This window comes from Candidatus Tisiphia endosymbiont of Metellina segmentata (genome assembly GCF_964030715.1).
Classification (GTDB): Bacteria; Pseudomonadota; Alphaproteobacteria; order Rickettsiales; family Rickettsiaceae; genus Tisiphia.
The window spans coordinates 881,508-900,672 of sequence record NZ_OZ034919.1 but is presented as its reverse complement, the minus strand read 5'-3'; the positions used below and the strand labels follow the sequence as shown (position 1 = coordinate 900,672).

Genomic DNA, 19,165 nt, shown 5'->3' with positions numbered 1-19,165 from the left:
TCAAAAAACAATTCTTCAAAGCAGAAGAGTATATAACTTCAGGAAGAGCTAGGCAGTAGCAAAGTCGAGCAGCGTAACGTACATGAGTAATGGGGCAGCTTCAATCTTTAGGTCACGGGAATCTTAATTCTTGAAGTTCTACCTAAGTAGAATAAATTTATTTAAATATTATCTCCAGTAATTCGTACTATATTTGCCCCGCAACTGGTTAGTTTTTTCTCCAATGTTTGGTATCCACGATCTAAGTGGTAGATTCGGTGTATTCTTGTTGTATCGTTGGCGGCAAGTCCAGCTAATACTAGGGATACTGATGCTCTGAGGTCGCTTGCCATTACTTCTGCTCCTGTCAAAAAAGGTATACCCCGTATTATAGCACTCTTTCCGTTAACTGTTATATTTGCACCCATTCTGCATAATTCAGGAACATGCATAAAGCGATTCTCAAAAATATTTTCTGTAATTATAGAAGAACCTTTGCAAAGAGTCATAAGGCTCATAAACTGAGCTTGTAAGTCTGTTGCAAAACCTGGATATGGGTTTGTATGGATGTCCACAGGATTTAATTTACCTACATAAGAGACTCTTAAACCATTATCAATAGGTAAAATTTCTATACCAGCTTCAATAAGCTTTAATACTATATTTTCAACGATATTATTGCTGATTCCATAAATGTTTAAATTGCCTTTAGTAATAGCAGCAGCAATCATGTAAGTACCGGCTTCAATACGATCCGGCATAATTGAATAATTGACATTTTTTAAATGAGATCTACCAATTATTCTTATTTCGTTTGTAGCAATTCCATCTATTTCTGCACCCATTTTGCTAAGACAATGGCACAGATCAATGATTTCTGGTTCTCTAGCACAGTTAAATAATATTGTTTCTCCTTCAGCCAAAGTAGCAGCCATTATGGCGTTAATTGTTGCTCCAACAGATATTTTATTAAAAACAAAATGTACAGCTTTTAATCTACCTTTAATTGTAGCATTAATATAACCATGATCGACGTCAATATTTGCCCCCATAGCTTGTAGAACTGCTACATGTAGATCCACTTGTCGAGCACCTATAGCACATCCTCCAGGTAAGGAAACCTTAGCTTTAGAAAATCTAGAGAGTAGAGGCCCTAGAACCCAAATAGAAGCACGCATTTTACGTACTATATCATATGGTGCAGTAAAATTATTAATATTGCTGCTGTCGATATCCATGCTCAATTGATCTTGATGATCAGTTACAGTAACAACGCTACCTAAATTCTCAAGTAATTTTTTCATTGTGAGAATATCAGTAAGCTTTGGAACATTGTTAATACTAAGCTTATCTGTAAGTAATGCTGCAGTCATAATTGGTAGGGCCGAATTTTTAGCACCACTAATGCTAATACTACCTTCAAGAGGGATACCGCCTTTAATTATCAAACTGTCCATGGAAAAATCCTATATATTACTTAACAAAAACTTGTAAATTAGTTTACCACTTTTCAAGTTTTTAGGTAAAAAGGTAAAAATTGAGTAGCAAAATTGAAGTAAAGGCTTCGATTTTGCTACAAAACAATAATAGATATCTTTGACAAACTCTACTTTTGTTGGTAACTTATTCGTGCTATCGGCACTCTGCTCCTCACATACATCATCGTCCGCTGCGGGTCAATATTCCGTGGCTTCTTTAAATTCCTCAGCATAAGTGAGTTTGCCAAAGTCTAATCAATATCAAGTTTTACCGTTTTTCTCTCCTTTATTGTCAAGAGCTGTTCCAAGTATGTCTCCTAGACTAGCAGCACTATCAGCAGAACCATATTCTTTGATAGCTTTTTCTCTCTTTTCTATTTCAAGTGCTTTTATTGACAAAGTAACTTTACGAGATGCCTTATCAATGGTAATGATTTTTGCATCAATTCTGTCATTAGGAACAAATCTTTCAGTTTTTTGATCAGCTTTTTCACTAGAAAGATCAGCTTTTTTGATGAAGCCCGGTATTTTGTCGTCTAAAATAACTTCTATCCCATCATCTTTAACTTCAGTAACTGAGCAAGTAACGACCATATTTTTTTTGTACATGCCAAATTCATCTTGCTGGGGGTCAAAGCTTAGTTGTTTAATACCTAAGCTTATACGTTCCTTTTCAATATCAATTGATAAGACTTTACACTCTATTTGATCATTTTTTTTATATGTTTTTAACAGCTCAGTACCATTGCCTTCCCAACTTATATCTGTTTCATGAATCATACCATCAATGTTGTCATCAAGTGCTACAAACATACCAAAGTCAGTGATATTTCGTATTGGTGCTTTAATTATACTACCTATTGCATGACTATGTGCAAACCCAATAATTGGGTTATCTTGACACTGTTTAATACTTAGAGATATTCTATGTTTATCGGTATCAACTTCTAGAATTGTGAATTGAACTTCTTGACCAATAGTAAGCATTTTCTTAGGATGTTGATTTGATTTTACCCAACTAATTTCACTTGAATGAACGAGTCCTTCAATACCATCTTTTAATTCAATAAATACCCCATAATCAGCAATATTTGTTACTTTGCCAGTCATTATTTTGCCAACGGGGAATTCTTCTTTTATACTTTGCCATGGATTATGATCAAGTTGCTTCATACCAAGTGAAATTCTCTTAGTTTCTTCATTAAATTTTATAACTATAACCCTAACCTTTTGATCTAGAGATAAAACTTCAGAAGGGTGATTTATTCTGCTCCATGAAATATCAGTAACGTGCAATAGACCGTCTACATTACCTGAATTACCTAAAGCAATAAACGCACCGTAATCAGTGATATTTTTTACTGTACCATCTAATATTATTCCTTCCTTAATTTTCGATAACATTTCGTCTCTAGCCTCAGATCTTGATTCCTCAAGTATAGCTCTTCTAGAAACTACGATATTACCAAGTTTCTTATCCATCTTTAAAATTTGGAATGGCTGCTTGATACCCATTAACGAAGCAATATCTTTTATTGGTCTAACATCTACCTGACTTCCAGGTAAGAAGGCAACAACCCCTGATACGTCAACAGTAAATCCACCTTTAACACGTCCGAATATTACACCATCAACAAACTGTTTATTGGCACATGCAATTTCTAAATGTCCCCATGATTCTTCTCTAATGGCCTTTTCACGACTTAATATAGTTCTACCGTTACGTCCTTCAATTTTCTCAATATATACATCAACTATCTCGCCAACTTCTGGTAAAGGTTGATTACTAACTAGAGCAAATTCTTCTATAGGAACTCTGCCTTCATTCTTTAATCCAACATCAACTATGATAATGCCTTTAGCAATCCCTACTACTTGACCTTTGACAACAGTACCTTCTTTTACGTGACTAGTACTTACGGCTTCAAGCATTTGTGCAAAATCTTCGTGAGATTGAATGCTAATTTCAGCAAGCTGAGAAACAAATTTTTTCTTAAATTTTTGCATATTATTCTCTAATACTAGTTGTGCCGTCTAGTATAAAAATTATAGTTAATTGACTTGAATTTACATAAGCAAGTTGTTCTTTGCCTTAAGTAATCAAATTCAACTAAATTAACTATGAATGGTTAATAAAATGTAGATAAAACAACCTATGGCACATAAAATATGTTGATGTTACCTAACTGAAATAAACTCCATGATCTTATCAATCACTTCTTTTGGTGATAGATAAGAAGTATCAATTTCTAAAGCTCCTTGTGGGGGAAGAGTTGGAGCAATATCACGCTCTATATCCCGTTTGTCTCTTATTTTTAGTTGTTCCAAAACTGTATCAAATATATATTCTCCTCCTTTTTCTTGCAACTCTTTATATCTTCTCTTTGCTCTAATAACAATATCTGCTCTGATAAAAATCTTTAAGTCAGCATTTGGGGACACTACTGTTCCAATATCTCTACCTTCCATTATAATTCTAGGAGTTGTTTTTATTAATTTTCCTAGATATTTTCCTAGGTTATTTCTTACTTCCGGTATAATAGCAATTTTTGATGCTACATTACCTACAATCTCACTATCAAGTTCTGAATTTTGTACATATTCCGTAGATTTGGATAATTCAATTATTCCATTTATGTCAGTAAGATCAATTTTTTGGTTTATACAAGAAATAGCAAGGCTTCTATATACAATACTTGATTGAAAGTAAGTAAGCTTAAGTTTTTGTGCTAACATTTGACCAATTGTACTCTTACCCGATGCTGCTGGACCATCCAGTGCCACTACAAAATTATTGCTAATATTAAAAGCTTGAGATTTTAAGGTCATTTACTTAATAATTTTATGCTGAATTCTAGCTGAATATTTAAAATAATGCAAATAAAACTTGAAATTGAAGCTATTATGGATTAGACATGTTACTATGAAAACTTAATATATATTTCAAATGATTTGAAGAATTGGGACAACAAACAAGGGGTAACCGGACTAGGCGTACATTTGCTACGTGAGTACGCGATAGACTCTGCAAGTACTTGGAAAAGCAATTCTTTAAAGCAGAAGAGTATACTTTGTTGTTTTAAGTATAAAATTAAATCAGAAAAGCAAGGGCGGTTAGCTCAGTTGGTTAGAGCATTACGTTGACATCGTAAAGGTCAGAGGTTCGAATCCTCTATCGCCCACCACCATATCTCCAAGCTTTTCATAATATACCAATTTTACCTACATACTCCTTATGCTCACTATATGCTCATCGCGTTTTTAAAAATGAGAGTATAATTACCTTGAGTGCCTCTTCTAAACTGATGTTTAAGTTGAGGTCTTATGCTCACTATATGCTCATCGCATGTTACTAATGATTGTGCAACGCATAATTTTGATGATCAAAATTCAATCATTTTCTATAATTTTGTTGGTAATTTTATCCCACCTGAATGGAATAATCTTTCATCTCATAACGGAAAAATATTAAGTAAAACTGCAAGGCAGCTTCTATCTCTAATAGTTTTTCGCTTACAAATCTATCATAATAATAGCATTGATGAACTTAAGGAAACCTATCATTTCTTTCAAGAAAACTTAAGTGTTTGTCAAGAACGTGTAAGACAATGCCTACTTGAGTTGCAAAAAAGTGGCTTTATTAAAGTTTATAACGCAACAGTAATCAAATATGGCATTAAGTGTCGTAATACTCCTTGTATTAAACTTGCTAAAAATTTCCAGCCTGCTTCTAATAAAATACCATCTAAAAATGAAAAAATTTTTGCTTCAACTCCAAAAAACTTTGGGGTCAACCCCAAAGAATTTTTGCCTCAACCCCAAAAAAGTTTGGAACACTCTATATATATAGATAATAATAAAGATATATCTAATAAATCTAGATATAACAAATCTGAAACTTTAAAAAATGAAATAAATCAAATTGATAATAACCAACAATTACCACAACAAAATCTTGAACAAAAACTATTAGATCAGCCACAAGTAGTTGATAATACTAGATCATCTACTGAAAATCCTATTACAACTGCTTTGCCACTCAGTACAACACTACAAAAAGTTGTTCAAAAAGTTTCACACAAACATCAGGCACCAGTAGCATCAAATTGCTCTAATAATTCAGTTATGCCAGTTATAAAACATAAAAATAGCTGGTTCAGAAGAAAAGGATTAGCTGATTTCTATCCTCTAACTCAAGAAGATGCTGATTTATTGCAGATTAAATCAAATCGAGAATTTAACTTAGACTTTATCAACAAGTTGCTATTAAAGCTAGCTGAGGAATATTCAAATCATCATTTTGGTCATAAGAAAGTGCTTTTGAACTATATGGCTAAAGCCTTAAGCCATGAACTACGAGAAACTACTAAAGTTAATTCTAGCAATTTCCAATTTAAATCTAGTGATGAGAATAAAGCTAAAGAGCAGTACTTACAGAAGATAGAATATAGTGCTAATAATAGCCAGCAAGCCCAATTAAAACGTAAAATTTCTGGTGCTTTTGATACTGATACAGCTTATCAGTTGTTAACTTCTTGTACATTTGGTAAAGTTTTAGGGGATCAATTTCAGTTCAAATTGTTAAAAGATATTGCCTTATCAGAACATATTAAAACTAAAATATTACAGCAAGTACAAATGGTGTATGGTAATAAAATAACAACGTTACAAATTATACCATACAAGCAATCTATATCAGCAACACAAGAAAATAATATTAAAGATGAAAATAATGCTTATTTGCTTGAACTAGCTAAGCAATTAAATCCTGATTCATTATGGTATAAAGCTAGAAAATTTTTAATTGAACGATACAATAAATATATTGATATCGCTACCTTTAGTACATTAATAGTGGTACAAGAAGATAACATCAATAAAAAAGTAATTCTCAAGTCTACTTCAGCTTTTTATGATTATTACATTAGAAATCGTCACATGCAAGACCTAAAAACTGCTTTTCAAGCTCAAAACTGTAGTTTTGAATTAATTGGCTGGAATGATAATTACAAGATTACTACTTAAAAATTAGTAATTTGTAACAATTACTTCATCAGAAGTTTTTCTTGTTTGGGGCATAGAATAGGTAACCTTGATAATATTAATATTAAAATCTTTGTACAAGCTTCTAATAAAAGGAGTATTACTATTAGAAATTATAAACTTAACATCTTTATTATCTAGTTCCTTAGCAAAATCTCTTAGTCTCATTTGTTCTTGTTCATCAAATGGCAATCTAGTATAAAATGTCTCACCAGATTTGTGATAAGGTGGATCGAAATAGACAAAGTCATTTTTCTGAGGCTCGATAAAAGAAAAATCTATAGCACAAATGGACGTGCCAGTTAAAAGGTTGCTACATTGTTTTAATCGAGAGGCAATATCAGATTTACTATAATTCCTGCCTGAAAAGCTTTGAGCTGGTTCTCCGTTGATATTAACCCGGTAAATACCTTTAAATGAATATCTATTAAGATAAATAAATCTTGCAGTAATTTTTGTTGGATCACTACTATCATTATTAGCTCTCACTTGATAATAATGCTCTTTAGAGTGTTTTGCTTTATGTGAGTCTAGTAATTTACTAACCGCATCAGGATTTTTCTTAACTGCATTATAGGATGTTACTAGCTCAAGGTTAATATCAGATAAATAGCATTGTTTAAATTTATCTCGTACATGAAAGAACAAAGCTCCACCACCAAGAAATGGTTCATAGTAGTTGTTTAGTTTTTCAGGAATAAATTTAACTAGTTGATCAACAATTTTTCTTTTACCACCCACCCATTGTAAGAATGGTTGGGGTTTACTTAAGTTTTGTACTGACATGATTTATTATTTATCTTTAATTTTTCTACTAAAGATTATATCAGAAAATAGGCTTAAATGCCAGCAAAACAGCATAGTCAAAGGGATTTTAGTGTTTATTATAGCATCATTTAGTGTTATTTTTATCTATGTATAATTGATAAAAAATAGGGCTAACAAATATTATATTTTAAGTCTGTCTCATTTATGCAGCTTTTTGTCATATTATAAAAAAATCTGGCAAAAAGGCTCTTAAATCCTCTGTACTTCCAAGAATTGTGGTGATATCTCTCTTGGTTAAGAGCTGTATGGTGCAACTCTAGTTCAGAGGTTAAGTTAAAAACTACAACATCTTATCACCTTAACCTCTGAGCTGTCTTTTTTTTAACTTCAACAGCAAGGAAATGTTATGATAAGTAATCACACAAATCAACAAAAAGATAACAATAAAGTTAAAAATATGGTGCAGCAAGCTTGGACATTGCAATTATCTCCCATATCTGTCACATTAATGCCATCTGACCAAGAATACAGTTTTATACCAATTGCAATAATTAACACGGTGTATTTATCCAGTCTCTATACATAATTGATTTTACTAAATCTACATTATGAGCAAATTGATTCCAAGCGTAACAAGCCATAGTGACGATATCTTCATATACACCATAACATTGGTTAGACAAGAAATGATTTTTGATCCATTCCCAAACTTGTTCCATTGCATTAAGTTCCGGTGCATAGGGCGGAAGCGGTATCAAAGTGATATTGCTTGGCACAGTTAGTTTTTTGGCTGTGTGCCAACCTGCATTATCCGTTAGTAAAGCTATATGTCGGTTGCCTTGAATACTGCGAGAAAGGTCTTCTAAGAATTTATTCATTGCCTGTGTATTTGCATATGGTAAAATTAATGCAAAAGCTTCTCCTGTATCATGGCAAGCAGCTCCATAAATATATGTTGAAATGAATTGCTGTTGCCGAACTTTACGGGGTCTAGTGCCACGCTTAGCCCATATACGAGTTAAGCTACCTTGTTGCCCAACTCGAGTTTCATCCTGAGACCATATATCAACTTTACATCTATCGATATTTTTTGGTAATAATTCTGTTAGCATGTCTGGGAAGTTTTTTTATATGTATTTTGAGTCTCTTGATTTGACTTTGGATGCATTGAACGAGAAGTAATCCAGCTAAAACCAAGGCGGTGCATAGTATTGTAGACTGTTTTTAAAGTACATTTAGCACCATATTCCTCAAGTAACATGATATGTAGCTCCTTTCCAGTTATATACCCACCAGTTTTACTTTCACTGAGCGTATTGATTTTATCAAAAAGAGCAGACTCTTGTATAGTGTTAATCTTCCTAGGGGCACCGCTTCTTTGTGATTCAAATAATCCTTCAAAACCATGATTCCTAAATCTTCTGAGCCATGATTGCACAGTTTTCCAGTGTGACTTCACTATTTCAGATATGGCTTTAAAAGATTTGCCTAATTGAAGGTAATACATCGCCAATAAACGTATACGATTTCGACCATGCGGCTCATGTTTCATCATTTTTATAAAATCATGACCATGAAAACCTTGCGGTAATATTAACCTAGCCATTTGAGTACCTTTATCAGTTAAAAACCCATTTTATACCACTGCGTTAATTATTGCAATTGGTATTATAGATAAGGATCAAGAATTAGCACTAGAATTACAAAAAGCAAAGCATTCACTAAAAGAATCTAATCTATTTAAGATAGATTTAATTAAAAACATTAGTAATAAATTAGATATATCATGTAATGCAATGCTCTCTGAGCTACTGACACTTTATGGAGTAGAAACAGATAGTAACAAGAAAGATACCTTATCTAATGTTGTTATCGATTGTGCTAAAGGACTAATTGATTATTCTCATAATCTAGTAAATTTTTTACAACAAGATACTAAATTAGTTCCCATAGATTTACAAGCTTTTGATCTAGAGCAATTAGTCAATGACACTATTAATAAAATTATAACAGAAGCTAAGGCTAAAGGTTTAGATCTTTTTTATAATTTGCAGTACAATATAGCAAAGATTATTATTGGTGATAGTTACTGGATATCGGTAATATTAGAACAATTAGTAGCTAATTCAGTTAAATTTACTGAAAAAGGCAAAGTTATTGTGACAGTAAATCTATTTCCTACTACTATAGCTGAAGATAATAAAGAGATGATGCTACAACTTATTATTCATGATACAGGTATTGGCATATCTGAAGAAATACAGCAATATATTAGAAGTAAGGATACTGAATTTAATTTTGCAACTGGATATAAACGATTAAATTTAGGACTGACCTTTGTTAAAAGGTTGATCGATGAAATGCATGGAGATATTCACGTTGAAAGTGAAGAGGGTAAGAGTACGACTGTTACATGTGATATACCAGTAACATTGCCTATATATCATCAATAATCACTAAGCAATTTAAGGTTTTGTAAATCAAATTACAAGACCTTAAATACTTCTTGTGAAAGAAGTTTAACATGAGGGAAATATTTTGACCTACTGATAAAATTTCTTGATTATTACCGTTAGTTAACTAAACTTGAATTATTAATTTACCACATGGCACAATATGTTTGTAAATCACTTTACTTGTAAGTATAAGGAGTCTTATAATTGTTATTATAGTAAAAGAATTATTACAAAAACTTTTGCTATTAAATAAATGTGCAATAAATAAGATAGATTTGAACCAAGTTACTAAGGCTATTTACTATGCCAAAAAATATCACAGTGGACAAAAGCGTAAAACTGGAGAATTATTTTACACTCATACTTTAGAAGTTGCCTATATGGTTGCTGACTATTCATTTAAAACTGATGTTATTGTTACTGCCATATTACATGATGTTATTGAGGACACAGAATGTACTCAAGAAATAATAGCAAAAGCATTTAATGATAAGATAGCATATTATGTTAAAGATTTAACCAGAATTAAGAAAGATTATAAGATTAGTGCCGTAGAAATGGTTAAGATATTATATATGCAAAAAAAAGAGGATTTATTATTAATTAAGCTATGTGATAGATTGCATAATATGCAGACAGTAAGGGCTAAGCCTCTTGACAAAATTTGGCAAACAACTTCAGAAACTTTACAGATATTTTTATCATTAGCTGCTTACTTAAAAATACCTAAGCTTGCTAGGGAATTAGAACAACACTGTCTCAATGTAATCTTCAATTACGAAATCCTGCAGAATATATCTGATAATAATCGATTAGTTGATACAAACTGTTGAACAAATTATAATGGAAAATATATACTTCTTTCGAAACTAGCTATTTGATACTGAAATCATATCTAAAAACTATTAGATTGAGCCTCAAAACAAATCTTTTTGGGTCATGTATTCAATTTGTTAATTAGTCCATCCGCCAAAACTCAAGAAAATATTATTTTAGGCACTAATTCCCAAAAACTGTACGATTTTAGAACAAATTACTACGATTTTGAGGGCTAATTTAAATTTTTTTGTCAAAAAACAGCCTATTTACGTTAATTCGGGATAAGGATTAGTAAAAATGCTTTAGCTATAACTAATACAAGATTTTGGATATGTATAAATTGCATTTCTGTGAATTCATACATTAATTGCTCTTCGTAGTGTATATATGTCTGCTATTTTTACTAATCCTTATCCCGAATTAACGTTATTTCTTAAAACGCACTAAATTTTCCCACTACTACTTTTTCTTATTTCCATAAGCTTTTGATACTAAAATCCTCATTTTCTTATGGATTTTGCTATTATTTTATGCCATAAAACCCTATTATCTATAGGGCTTGTAGAGTTTTGGCGGATGGACTAATTATTGTGTATACTAGTGATTTTTATAGAGATCACGTATGGTAATAGTAAGGTAACAGTAGAAGTAAAATGTCGATTTTGTAATCAACTGGATTATGTAAAAAAACATGGTAAGGGTAGTATGCAGCATCAGCGTTATCGTTGTCAGCAGTGTAACAAAACTTTTCAGCTTGATTATATTTATCATGCTTGTAGACCTGGCATCAAAGAACAAATAATTGATCTTGCTATGAATAATGCACTGAAAGTGTTGCTCATCTGTGAGGTTGATAAAATGTGGTCATTTGTCAGAGGCAAAAAACTACAAAGCTGGCTGTGGTATGCCTGGGAACCGGACCTCAAGTGTATCATAGTTCATGCCTTTGGTGATAGAAGTGATACTCTAAATATCTTACTGACTCATGTATGGAACTACCCAAAAATACTATATATTAATTTGTTTAGATGTGTTATTGTCGTAAGCGTCTGGTTCAATCTTAGCATTACCCATAAGTATTATGAAGTAAATTTGATGCTTAATTATTGGTCATTTTAATTCAAATAGTTGAGTAATGGTACTCATTACTGTAACAAATATAACACTTTAATTCAAGCTACTAGTTATATTATATGTTAATATAATAACTAAACGATATAAAATACAACCAAAACTACTTATAGGCAATGCTAAGGTCTAAGGGGTCAAATGAGAGGTGGCATTTCAGACATAATGTTGTACGTGATTAGCAGATATCTAGCTAAGTCCTATTTAAGTTAAAAATTAAGCAAAATATATGATATTTGAAGTAGAATCTAAACAAATTGAAGAACTTGATGAAAAACAAATTGTTGCTCTTATTAGGCACTTAATATATGCAGAACTCAAAAAAAATTCTCTTCCTCAAAATGCTGCACATATTCCAGCACAAATAACTATACCTGATGGTGGTGAGGATGCAAGTGTTTCATGGAATGATCATGTAGAAAGAACTGATTACTTTCCAAATCGACATACGATATTTCAGTGTAAAAATATCAAGCTCACACGTAGTATTGTTGAAAATGAAGTTGTTAAAAAGAAGCCTAAAGAATCTTCTATACAAGAACCAAACGATGCTATACTAAAAGCCATGGAGAAAAATGGTGCATATATTATTGCGACTACAGGTCCTTTAGTACAAAAGCAAATTGACAATTTTATTGATATAATCAAAAAAAAAATCAATTTGAACGATGCATCTAGCTTACAAATCGATATTTATGATTCTAATAAGCTTGCTGCATGGACAAATCAATATCCATCAGTTGCATTATGGATTAATCAGCTACGATCTAATATTTCCGAGGGTTTTCAATCATTTGAACAATGGAGTAATGCACCTGAGATTTACAAAATTGAGTTTCAGCAAAGTGAGGATAAGCGTTATTTAGTAAAAAATACTAAAAGTGAACAATCACAGAACAATAATTGTTCCACTGTTTCTAATATGTCTTTTGGTGAAATCACACAATTCATGTCTAAGTTTATTGGAGGAGAGAGTATAAGAATAACTGCTCCATCTGGATATGGTAAAACCCGCTTTGTACATCAGTTTGTTAAGAGTGAAGATTTTCAGCTTGTTAACGGTAGTACAGGACAGGTGATCTATTATTTATATAAAGATGTTGAAGATATGCTACCAACGGTACGTAAAATTGCTGATTCCGGATCTTATGTATTACTTATTGTTGATAGGTGTCCTGATGAAGTGCATTCAAAGTTGATAGAGATTGTTAAACGTCAAGACTCAAAAATTTTACTAATAACAATAGGAATAGAGATAAAAACATACCAGGAAAATCATATTATTCTTCAACCAGCTTCAGATGATCTCATTGAGAAAATTGCTAAGGCAGCGGTAGATAAAGAACATTCAAATTTAATTAGTATGAATAATAGATTAATTTTAAAGTTATCTATGGGTTTCCCTAACATGGCAATATTGTTGACCCAAGCGTTAAAAGCTGAAGATAAAGAGCTAATATCTGTAATCCCACTAATGAATCGTATTATTTGGGGGGAAAGTCAAGAAGATAAGTCTGCTTATAAAAGTCTACAACTTTTAAGTCTTTTTACTGATGTTGGAATGGAAAATGATGTAGTTGAAGAACTTAAGAGTATTACTAGTTATTATAGTGAGAATGTACGCAACATGTACTATGATTTACAGAGCTTTATTAGTAGAGGTGTTGTATATCGTCAAGGGAACTATTGTATGGTTCAACCTATCCCTATTGCCATAATTTTAGTAGAACAATGGCTTGAAAGGAATATGGATGGTTCATTAAAAGAACTTTATTATTCAGTTAACAATGATATGAAATTAAAGATGATGAAGCGTTTATGTTGGCTTTCAAACAATGATAAAGTGAAAGAATTTGCTTTAAATGTACTTAAGGAAGCACTTTGTGATGAAACGAAACTAAATAACAGTTTTAGTTTACTATTACTCAATCCATTGGTTCTCATTATTCCAAAGCCCACTATGCGAGGTTTAAATAATTTACTTAAGAACAAATCAATAGATGAGCTAAAGGAGCTTTCAAAGGAACAACTATATAACATAGTATATGCATTAGAAAGATTAGTTTTTTCTCGTAATACATTTCATGATGCTGCAAAATTACTCTTAAAACTTGGTGCAGTAACAAAATGTGATAATCTTGGTGCAGTTGCTGCTGCTGATATTTTCAAACGGTTATTTCAGTTATACTTGTCAGGTACAGAGGTTTCTTCACAAAATAGGCTATCAATATTGGATGAGGGGTTGCAAAGTCAAGATATACGTGTTCGTACACTCTGCATTAAAGCTTTGGGTAGTATGCTTACTGTTCGATCCTTTAGTAGACCTGAATTGGAATCTATGATTTTCAAAATAGAAGAGGATTGGACACCTAAAACAAGAAATGAACAACTTGATCATTATAAAGAAGCTTTATCTCGTCTTAAAAAAATAGCTTTAGAAGATAAGAATCCAGAGATTACTTTAGATATCATTGGAAATAAGCTAAGACAGTTATTTTTAATTGAACCTTTGTTTGATGAAATTAAAGAGATGATTGATCGAATTGTAGAGATGCATTGTTATTGGTATCGGCATTTACATGCATTAAATAGGTTTTTGCATTTTGACATAGATAAAGGAATAAACGAAGAGTATAAAGAAAAACTTCTAACATATTATAATGAATCCTTACCAAAGGATATAACAGGTCAAATTTGCTTCTATTGCAGCTGTGATCCAGTTTATACCTATGATCCTAATGTTTCTTATAGTACTGAAACATCTAGTAGTACAGATTATGTTCCAAATAAACTTAATGAATTGATTAAAACTCATCCTAAAAAAAGTGAATCTTTTTTTTCCGTGTTAAATAAATTATTAGTTGTGGTTCAGTATAATCAAGATAGTTTAAAGCACGGTGTTACTTTTATTGTACAACATATCGAAGATCCTGAAAATCTTTTTCAGGATATATTAAACAATAGAACATCTAGTACTAATATAGAAGTGGTTTCAGATCTATTATCAATCATTCTTGGCGGTATCTCACAGAAAGATAGAAACAAAGGTATAAAGTACCTAGAACTTATTCTAAATGATAAAAATCTACAAGATTCAGCACTTAAATTTATAGTACCTGTAGGGTTAGATGAAAATCTTATGAAAAAGGTATTAGTCCTTTTAAAAGAAGGTACTATAAAACCTAATCAAGTTATGTATGCTGTTAATAAAAATCATATTCAAAATCCTGATTTTATTATTTCACTAATCAAGATTTTGCATGATAAGAACACATGTGAAACATTGCAACTTTTACATTACTTTTTAGATAAAGATTTCACTATAGAAGATTCGTTGTTAGATGATTTCAAAGATATTATTCTTAATACCGCATTATATGATATGGATTCATATTTTTATACCAGTGGAGTTATGTAGTTCTGCTACTCTTTGAGAAGGGATACACAAATGATAAGTTTAATATTCAATTAATTAATTTTATCTTTGGGAATGCTACTATAATTCCTAGCATAGTAAAGCTAATCAAGCATTTAATCCTCATATCTCCTGAGCTAGTATTGGATAAATATTATGAGATATTCAAAATTTATATCAGTTATGATAATAATAACGATACATTACTTAATAGCATTCCACATGAAATTCTAATACCTTGGATGTTAATAGATAAAACTACTCGATTACCCTTTATTCTAAGTTGGATTCAGTTGTTTGAGGATAATAACAGAACACGTTGGGATCTAAATTTTATTAATTTCATCAAACAATATACAAACTCAAACTTAAACTTAAATGATTTAAACATTTTGCGAACAAGGTTATATACAATAGCCCCTATTATTGATCACTCTGAAATAGATAAATATGTTGAGAAGCAGTTATCTGATCTTCAAGAAATGTTAAGCAACCCCAACTGTGTTTAAGATAATAGGTGCATTAGTTAACCACTCTGCACTGCAAGTGAACTGTCAACTGTTTTCCGGACAGTTTGTTTAGGCACATTTTTGCATTTCCTCGTATTGTACAGGTTATAGATAGTCATTAGTTGAATGCATCCTTATACGATTATAAAATACTTCTATATATTCAAATATGGCATATTTTGCTTCCTCCCTAGGTTCTGTTGACAAAATTTTTTGTTAAGTTAGCAGAGGAGAATAAAGAAGTTGCAATAGTAAAAAGAAATGGTAGTTTCTAGTTATTGAAACCAAGGAACTACCAATATGAAGTATTACATAGAAGACCAAGCGTGGGAAGCAATTTTATCATTTTTTAAGAAAAAAAAAGCTATACACAACAAGAATTAGGAGAAAATCAGACTATTTCTTGCTAAGAATATATTGATAATAATAAAATTGCGTTATAATAGTAAATTGGACTTTGGACAAAATAATTTAGCCTATATTTAGCAATTTATAATTTATCTATTATATAAAATAATTTACCTAAAATTGTAAGAATATTAACTATAGATTAATAATAACCTTAAAAAGGTAACTCAGAATAATAGTTTTTTATAAAACTTTCTATTTTGTGAAAAAACAGAGGTTTTTGTCTAAAGTCCAATAGTAAAGAGAGAGGTTTTAAAAACAGTGATTAACATTAGATAATAAAACTATGCAAACAAAAACAGAAAAAAGGATATTAAGTTGTTTTGATGTAGCTAATTACTTTCTGGTCTTAGTAGATAGAGAAGCTGGAGATACCATAACTCAACTAAAGTTTCAGAAGTTAATTTATTTGGCTCAAGGGGTTAGTCTAGCCTTATTAGACAGACCCTTATTTAATGAAGAAATTGAAGCCTGGGAACATGGACCTGTAGCTAGGGACTTACGTAGAACATTTGATAATTTCAAAGATAGTGCTATCCCATCCCCTGGTGAAATTGATTTTGACTTATATGACAGGGAAGAAAAAACATTGATCCATAAAGTGTATGCTATTTATGGAGAGCATACCGCCTCTTACTTACGCCAGCTAACTCACGAACATTCAATTTGGCGTGATGCTATGACTACGGATAACAAGATTATTAGTAAACAAAAGATGAGTGAATTTTTTAAAAGATTAATTAACGCTGACTTTTTATTGATGTCAAAAGAAGATGAGTTAACAATTGAAACTGCAGAAGAGCAATGGTGGATGAATTATGATAGTGGAGTTCCAGCGGAAGACGTGACTAATGAAATCTTGCAATCAATAGAGGAACTTAAAGCAGGAAAAGGGATTAGGCATGAAAAAATTAACCATTATTTGGTCTAGTAACGCTTGGTCTTAGCTGCAATTTTGGAAACAACATAACCTTAAAATAACGAAACGAATTCAGGTATTAATTAACAATATTGAACAGATACCTTATTATGGTAAAGGGAAGCCTGAAGCATTAAAACATAAACTTAACGTTTCTTGGTCAAGAAGAATCGACCAAGAACACCGTTAAATGATAACAAACGGGACAAAGTATACTGTGCCACTCAAATATTAGATATTTTGGAAGAACCTATGAAAATCAGGACTGACGCTTACTTTATCGTGTAAAAATCAGGATTATCAAAAATATCCCTACCAATTTTAGTCCATTGGTCTTTGATATGTGGGGACTCTGTTAATTCATTTTTCAAAGAAACTAATGCTCCAAATAAACTATTGGTAGGTAAGTCATCTAGCTTTGCTTTAGCAATCAATCCGCCCAGCTCAATTAAGCGACGAGTACGCATTTTTCTTTCTATAATTTTAAGTTTAGCTTCTTCAGTAATAATTTTAGCTTTCTTTTGTTGTAATTTTAATCTTTGTTTTATGACATTTTCCATATAAGTATAATATTCTAAATTATTGCTTACATGTCATGAATGCACAATAAATTTAAGAAGTCCAATGAATTATAGAGTTCCAATAAAAATTTCATATTTTTTTGAACCAGATAATTGATACAACAGAAGACTAAAAGCAATAATAAATGGATAGGACAATTCAAGAATTTCCACTCCTACCGAACCAGCAAATTAATATAAACAGATATTGCCATTATTTTCAGTAGTAACTGAAAAGCTACGTAGAAGAGGTTAGTAACCTAACTTCAGATTAGGTTACTACGCAATATATAAACCAAAGGTTTATTGTTTTTTTTGTTGGTTCATTTGATCTAGATTCTAGTCAATGATTTAAAATTTACATGGTAATGTAATGCAAGATTGAGATAATGAACAGTAAAGAATTATGGCGATACAATTTGCAAGGATCGAGATAGTAAATAGAAGCTCAGGAGGAAATAGCTGTTGTAAAGCCGCTTATAATGCGAGGATGATTATTAAAGATCATCAGACTAATGTTACTTATAATTTTGCTAGAAAAGGAGATAACGTCTATCATACAGTTTTACTACCTAGCTATGTAGATCGAAGATTTAAAGACCCTGAAATATTGATGAATGAAGTAGAACGGGCAGAGAAAAGAAAGAATAGCCAGTTATTAAAGGATATTGTTATAGCCTTGCCTGATGATAAAGAACTAGAATTACAAGATAGAATAGCCATTACCCATGAAATAATAGAAGAGATGGCATGGATAAAAAATGGTTTAGGAGTGCAAGTAGATATACATAAGCCCCATAATGGAGAACAAAATTGGCATGCTCATCTGCTTGTTACTACTAGGAGATTTACAGAAGACGGCAAGAGTTTAGGAGCAAAAGCAGTAGATTTAAATCCCGAATTTAAAAAAGTTAAAGGGAAAGCATTTATTATTCCAGAATCACAGATGATTCATCAAAGAGCCAAAGAAGTAATGAACAGATATTTTGCTAAATTAGGTTTGGAAAATAGAGTGGATTCAATAAGCATGATGCCACAACAACATCTTGGTCCTGTAAGAATGAGAAACATCATTAATGAAATAGCAGAGCAAAATAAGCTACGCAAGCTAGCTCATCTAAAAATTATTAAAGATAGTGATGGGGTATTAAATCGTATTATAAGCCATCAAGCTATTTTTAGTAAACAAGATGTAGTAAGAGCGGTTAAAGAAATTCAAGGACAAGAGGAAAAGCAAAAATTAATTCAAGACGTATTAAATTCAGAAAGGTTAGTAAAAATATATAATGAAGATGGCAAAGATACTAAATATTACACTACTTATGATGTTCGAGAAGAAGAACTACGATTACTAAGAATAGCTAATAAAATTCATGATAATATCAATTATAACATAGTCGGTAATATAGCAAGTTTAAAAGAAGACATAGCAAAACTTTCTAACATTAGCGATTCTCAGAGAGAAGCGTTACAACACATTTTACTGCAATATAATGGGATAAGAATGCTGCGTGGTAGAGCTGGTACTGGTAAATCACAAATACTCGCTACTGCCTATAAACTTGTTACTCACCATGGACAAAACATTATAGGTCTTAGCCCTACTCATAAAGCTGTATCAGAGCTAAAAAGTAAGGGATATCAAGAATGTTATACCAATTGCAATAATTAACGCAGTGGTGT

The 19,165-nt window shown here is 31.5% G+C and carries 14 protein-coding genes, 1 tRNA gene and 3 pseudogenes; 10 read left to right on the top strand and 8 right to left on the bottom strand.

What is annotated here, in order from left to right:
• Positions 1 to 161 precede the first annotated feature (161 nt).
• The 3 genes from murA to cmk all read right to left on the bottom strand — a co-directional run bounded on the left by murA (position 162) and on the right by cmk (position 4,286).
• Positions 162 to 1,436, bottom strand: a complete 1,275-nt coding sequence (murA, locus tag AAHM80_RS04620; RefSeq protein ID WP_342259415.1) for a UDP-N-acetylglucosamine 1-carboxyvinyltransferase — start codon at positions 1,434 to 1,436, stop codon at positions 162 to 164.
• Between the two features lie 282 nt (positions 1,437 to 1,718).
• Positions 1,719 to 3,464, bottom strand: coding sequence for a 30S ribosomal protein S1 (locus tag AAHM80_RS04615; RefSeq protein ID WP_341755057.1), 1,746 nt, complete (start codon positions 3,462 to 3,464; stop codon positions 1,719 to 1,721).
• Positions 3,465 to 3,635: 171 nt separating this feature from the next.
• Entirely contained in the window at positions 3,636 to 4,286 is a 651-nt protein-coding gene (gene cmk, locus AAHM80_RS04610) for a (d)CMP kinase (protein ID WP_342259414.1), read from the bottom strand.
• A gap of 279 nt (positions 4,287 to 4,565) precedes the next feature.
• Between cmk and AAHM80_RS04605 the strand changes: the two genes are divergently transcribed.
• Together AAHM80_RS04605 and AAHM80_RS04600 are read left to right on the top strand one after the other, a co-directional pair.
• A tRNA-Val gene (locus tag AAHM80_RS04605) sits at positions 4,566 to 4,642 on the top strand.
• 139 nt (positions 4,643 to 4,781) lie between these two features.
• Positions 4,782 to 6,482: a hypothetical protein gene (locus AAHM80_RS04600; RefSeq protein ID WP_342259413.1), complete on the top strand. Its 1,701-nt coding sequence runs from the start codon at positions 4,782 to 4,784 to the stop codon at positions 6,480 to 6,482.
• Positions 6,483 to 6,485: 3 nt separating this feature from the next.
• On the opposite strand, the gene AAHM80_RS04595 is transcribed toward AAHM80_RS04600, so the two are convergent.
• Positions 6,486 to 7,286: a Dam family site-specific DNA-(adenine-N6)-methyltransferase gene (locus AAHM80_RS04595; RefSeq protein WP_342259412.1), complete on the bottom strand. Its 801-nt coding sequence runs from the start codon at positions 7,284 to 7,286 to the stop codon at positions 6,486 to 6,488.
• 388 nt (positions 7,287 to 7,674) lie between these two features.
• Between AAHM80_RS04595 and AAHM80_RS04590 the strand changes: the two genes are divergently transcribed.
• Complete coding sequence (locus AAHM80_RS04590; RefSeq protein WP_342259411.1) at positions 7,675 to 7,854, top strand: hypothetical protein; 180 nt, start codon at positions 7,675 to 7,677, stop codon at positions 7,852 to 7,854.
• Here AAHM80_RS04590 and AAHM80_RS04585 read toward each other — a convergent pair.
• Together AAHM80_RS04585 and AAHM80_RS04580 are read right to left on the bottom strand one after the other, a co-directional pair.
• Positions 7,820 to 8,380 (bottom strand): IS630 family transposase, encoded by a 561-nt coding sequence (locus tag AAHM80_RS04585; RefSeq protein ID WP_342259384.1) that lies wholly within the window; start codon positions 8,378 to 8,380, stop codon positions 7,820 to 7,822. The genes AAHM80_RS04590 and AAHM80_RS04585 overlap by 35 nt on opposite strands.
• Positions 8,374 to 8,874, bottom strand: coding sequence for a helix-turn-helix domain-containing protein (locus AAHM80_RS04580; RefSeq protein WP_342259385.1), 501 nt, complete (start codon positions 8,872 to 8,874; stop codon positions 8,374 to 8,376). The genes AAHM80_RS04585 and AAHM80_RS04580 overlap by 7 nt, the downstream gene beginning before the upstream one ends.
• 190 nt (positions 8,875 to 9,064) lie before the next feature.
• Between AAHM80_RS04580 and AAHM80_RS04575 the strand changes: the two genes are divergently transcribed.
• From AAHM80_RS04575 to AAHM80_RS04560, 4 genes and pseudogenes are all read left to right on the top strand, one after another.
• The gene (locus AAHM80_RS04575) at positions 9,065 to 9,721 is read left to right on the top strand and encodes a sensor histidine kinase (protein WP_342259410.1); all 657 of its coding nucleotides are present in this window, start codon (positions 9,065 to 9,067) and stop codon (positions 9,719 to 9,721) included.
• Between the two features lie 242 nt (positions 9,722 to 9,963).
• A complete protein-coding gene (locus tag AAHM80_RS04570) occupies positions 9,964 to 10,557 on the top strand; it encodes an HD domain-containing protein (protein WP_342259409.1) in 594 nt (197 codons plus the stop codon).
• Between the two features lie 601 nt (positions 10,558 to 11,158).
• Positions 11,159 to 11,503: pseudogene (locus AAHM80_RS04565) on the top strand (IS1 family transposase); the annotation flags it as partial.
• 397 nt (positions 11,504 to 11,900) lie between these two features.
• Entirely contained in the window at positions 11,901 to 15,089 is a 3,189-nt protein-coding gene (locus AAHM80_RS04560) for a hypothetical protein (protein WP_342259408.1), read from the top strand.
• 611 nt (positions 15,090 to 15,700) lie between these two features.
• Here AAHM80_RS04560 and AAHM80_RS04555 read toward each other — a convergent pair.
• Positions 15,701 to 15,787, bottom strand: a pseudogene (locus AAHM80_RS04555) (hypothetical protein); the annotation flags it as partial.
• A 502-nt stretch (positions 15,788 to 16,289) separates the two neighbouring features.
• Here AAHM80_RS04555 and AAHM80_RS04550 point away from each other — a divergent pair.
• Both AAHM80_RS04550 and AAHM80_RS04545 read left to right on the top strand, forming a co-directional pair.
• Positions 16,290 to 16,934 (top strand): Panacea domain-containing protein, encoded by a 645-nt coding sequence (locus AAHM80_RS04550; protein WP_342259407.1) that lies wholly within the window; start codon positions 16,290 to 16,292, stop codon positions 16,932 to 16,934.
• Positions 16,935 to 16,950: 16 nt separating this feature from the next.
• On the top strand, positions 16,951 to 17,112 hold the full coding sequence (locus AAHM80_RS04545) for a Txe/YoeB family addiction module toxin (protein ID WP_342260424.1): 162 nt from the start codon (positions 16,951 to 16,953) through the stop codon (positions 17,110 to 17,112).
• 82 nt (positions 17,113 to 17,194) lie between these two features.
• Here the strand turns inward: AAHM80_RS04545 and AAHM80_RS04540 are convergent, their stop codons facing one another.
• Positions 17,195 to 17,482: a conjugal transfer protein TraD gene (locus AAHM80_RS04540; RefSeq protein WP_342259406.1), complete on the bottom strand. Its 288-nt coding sequence runs from the start codon at positions 17,480 to 17,482 to the stop codon at positions 17,195 to 17,197.
• A gap of 406 nt (positions 17,483 to 17,888) precedes the next feature.
• Here AAHM80_RS04540 and AAHM80_RS04535 point away from each other — a divergent pair.
• Positions 17,889 to 19,139, top strand: a pseudogene (locus AAHM80_RS04535) (MobA/MobL family protein); the annotation flags it as partial.
• Positions 19,140 to 19,165 lie beyond the last annotated feature (26 nt).

What these genes read in the sequence shown, in the direction of transcription:
- AAHM80_RS04595 (WP_342259412.1), bottom strand. Translation starts at nt 7,286, where the DNA reads ATGTCAGTACAAAACTTAAGTAAACCCCAACCATTCTTACAATGGGTG.
- AAHM80_RS04580 (WP_342259385.1), bottom strand. Translation starts at nt 8,874, where the DNA reads ATGGCTAGGTTAATATTACCGCAAGGTTTTCATGGTCATGATTTTATA.
- AAHM80_RS04540 (WP_342259406.1), bottom strand. Translation starts at nt 17,482, where the DNA reads ATGGAAAATGTCATAAAACAAAGATTAAAATTACAACAAAAGAAAGCT.
- AAHM80_RS04560 (WP_342259408.1), top strand. Translation starts at nt 11,901, where the DNA reads ATGATATTTGAAGTAGAATCTAAACAAATTGAAGAACTTGATGAAAAA.
- cmk (WP_342259414.1), bottom strand. Translation starts at nt 4,286, where the DNA reads ATGACCTTAAAATCTCAAGCTTTTAATATTAGCAATAATTTTGTAGTG.
- murA (WP_342259415.1), bottom strand. Translation starts at nt 1,436, where the DNA reads ATGGACAGTTTGATAATTAAAGGCGGTATCCCTCTTGAAGGTAGTATT.
- AAHM80_RS04600 (WP_342259413.1), top strand. Translation starts at nt 4,782, where the DNA reads ATGCTCACTATATGCTCATCGCATGTTACTAATGATTGTGCAACGCAT.
- AAHM80_RS04585 (WP_342259384.1), bottom strand. Translation starts at nt 8,380, where the DNA reads ATGCTAACAGAATTATTACCAAAAAATATCGATAGATGTAAAGTTGAT.
- AAHM80_RS04575 (WP_342259410.1), top strand. Translation starts at nt 9,065, where the DNA reads ATGCTCTCTGAGCTACTGACACTTTATGGAGTAGAAACAGATAGTAAC.
- AAHM80_RS04590 (WP_342259411.1), top strand. Translation starts at nt 7,675, where the DNA reads ATGATAAGTAATCACACAAATCAACAAAAAGATAACAATAAAGTTAAA.
- AAHM80_RS04615 (WP_341755057.1), bottom strand. Translation starts at nt 3,464, where the DNA reads ATGCAAAAATTTAAGAAAAAATTTGTTTCTCAGCTTGCTGAAATTAGC.
- AAHM80_RS04550 (WP_342259407.1), top strand. Translation starts at nt 16,290, where the DNA reads ATGCAAACAAAAACAGAAAAAAGGATATTAAGTTGTTTTGATGTAGCT.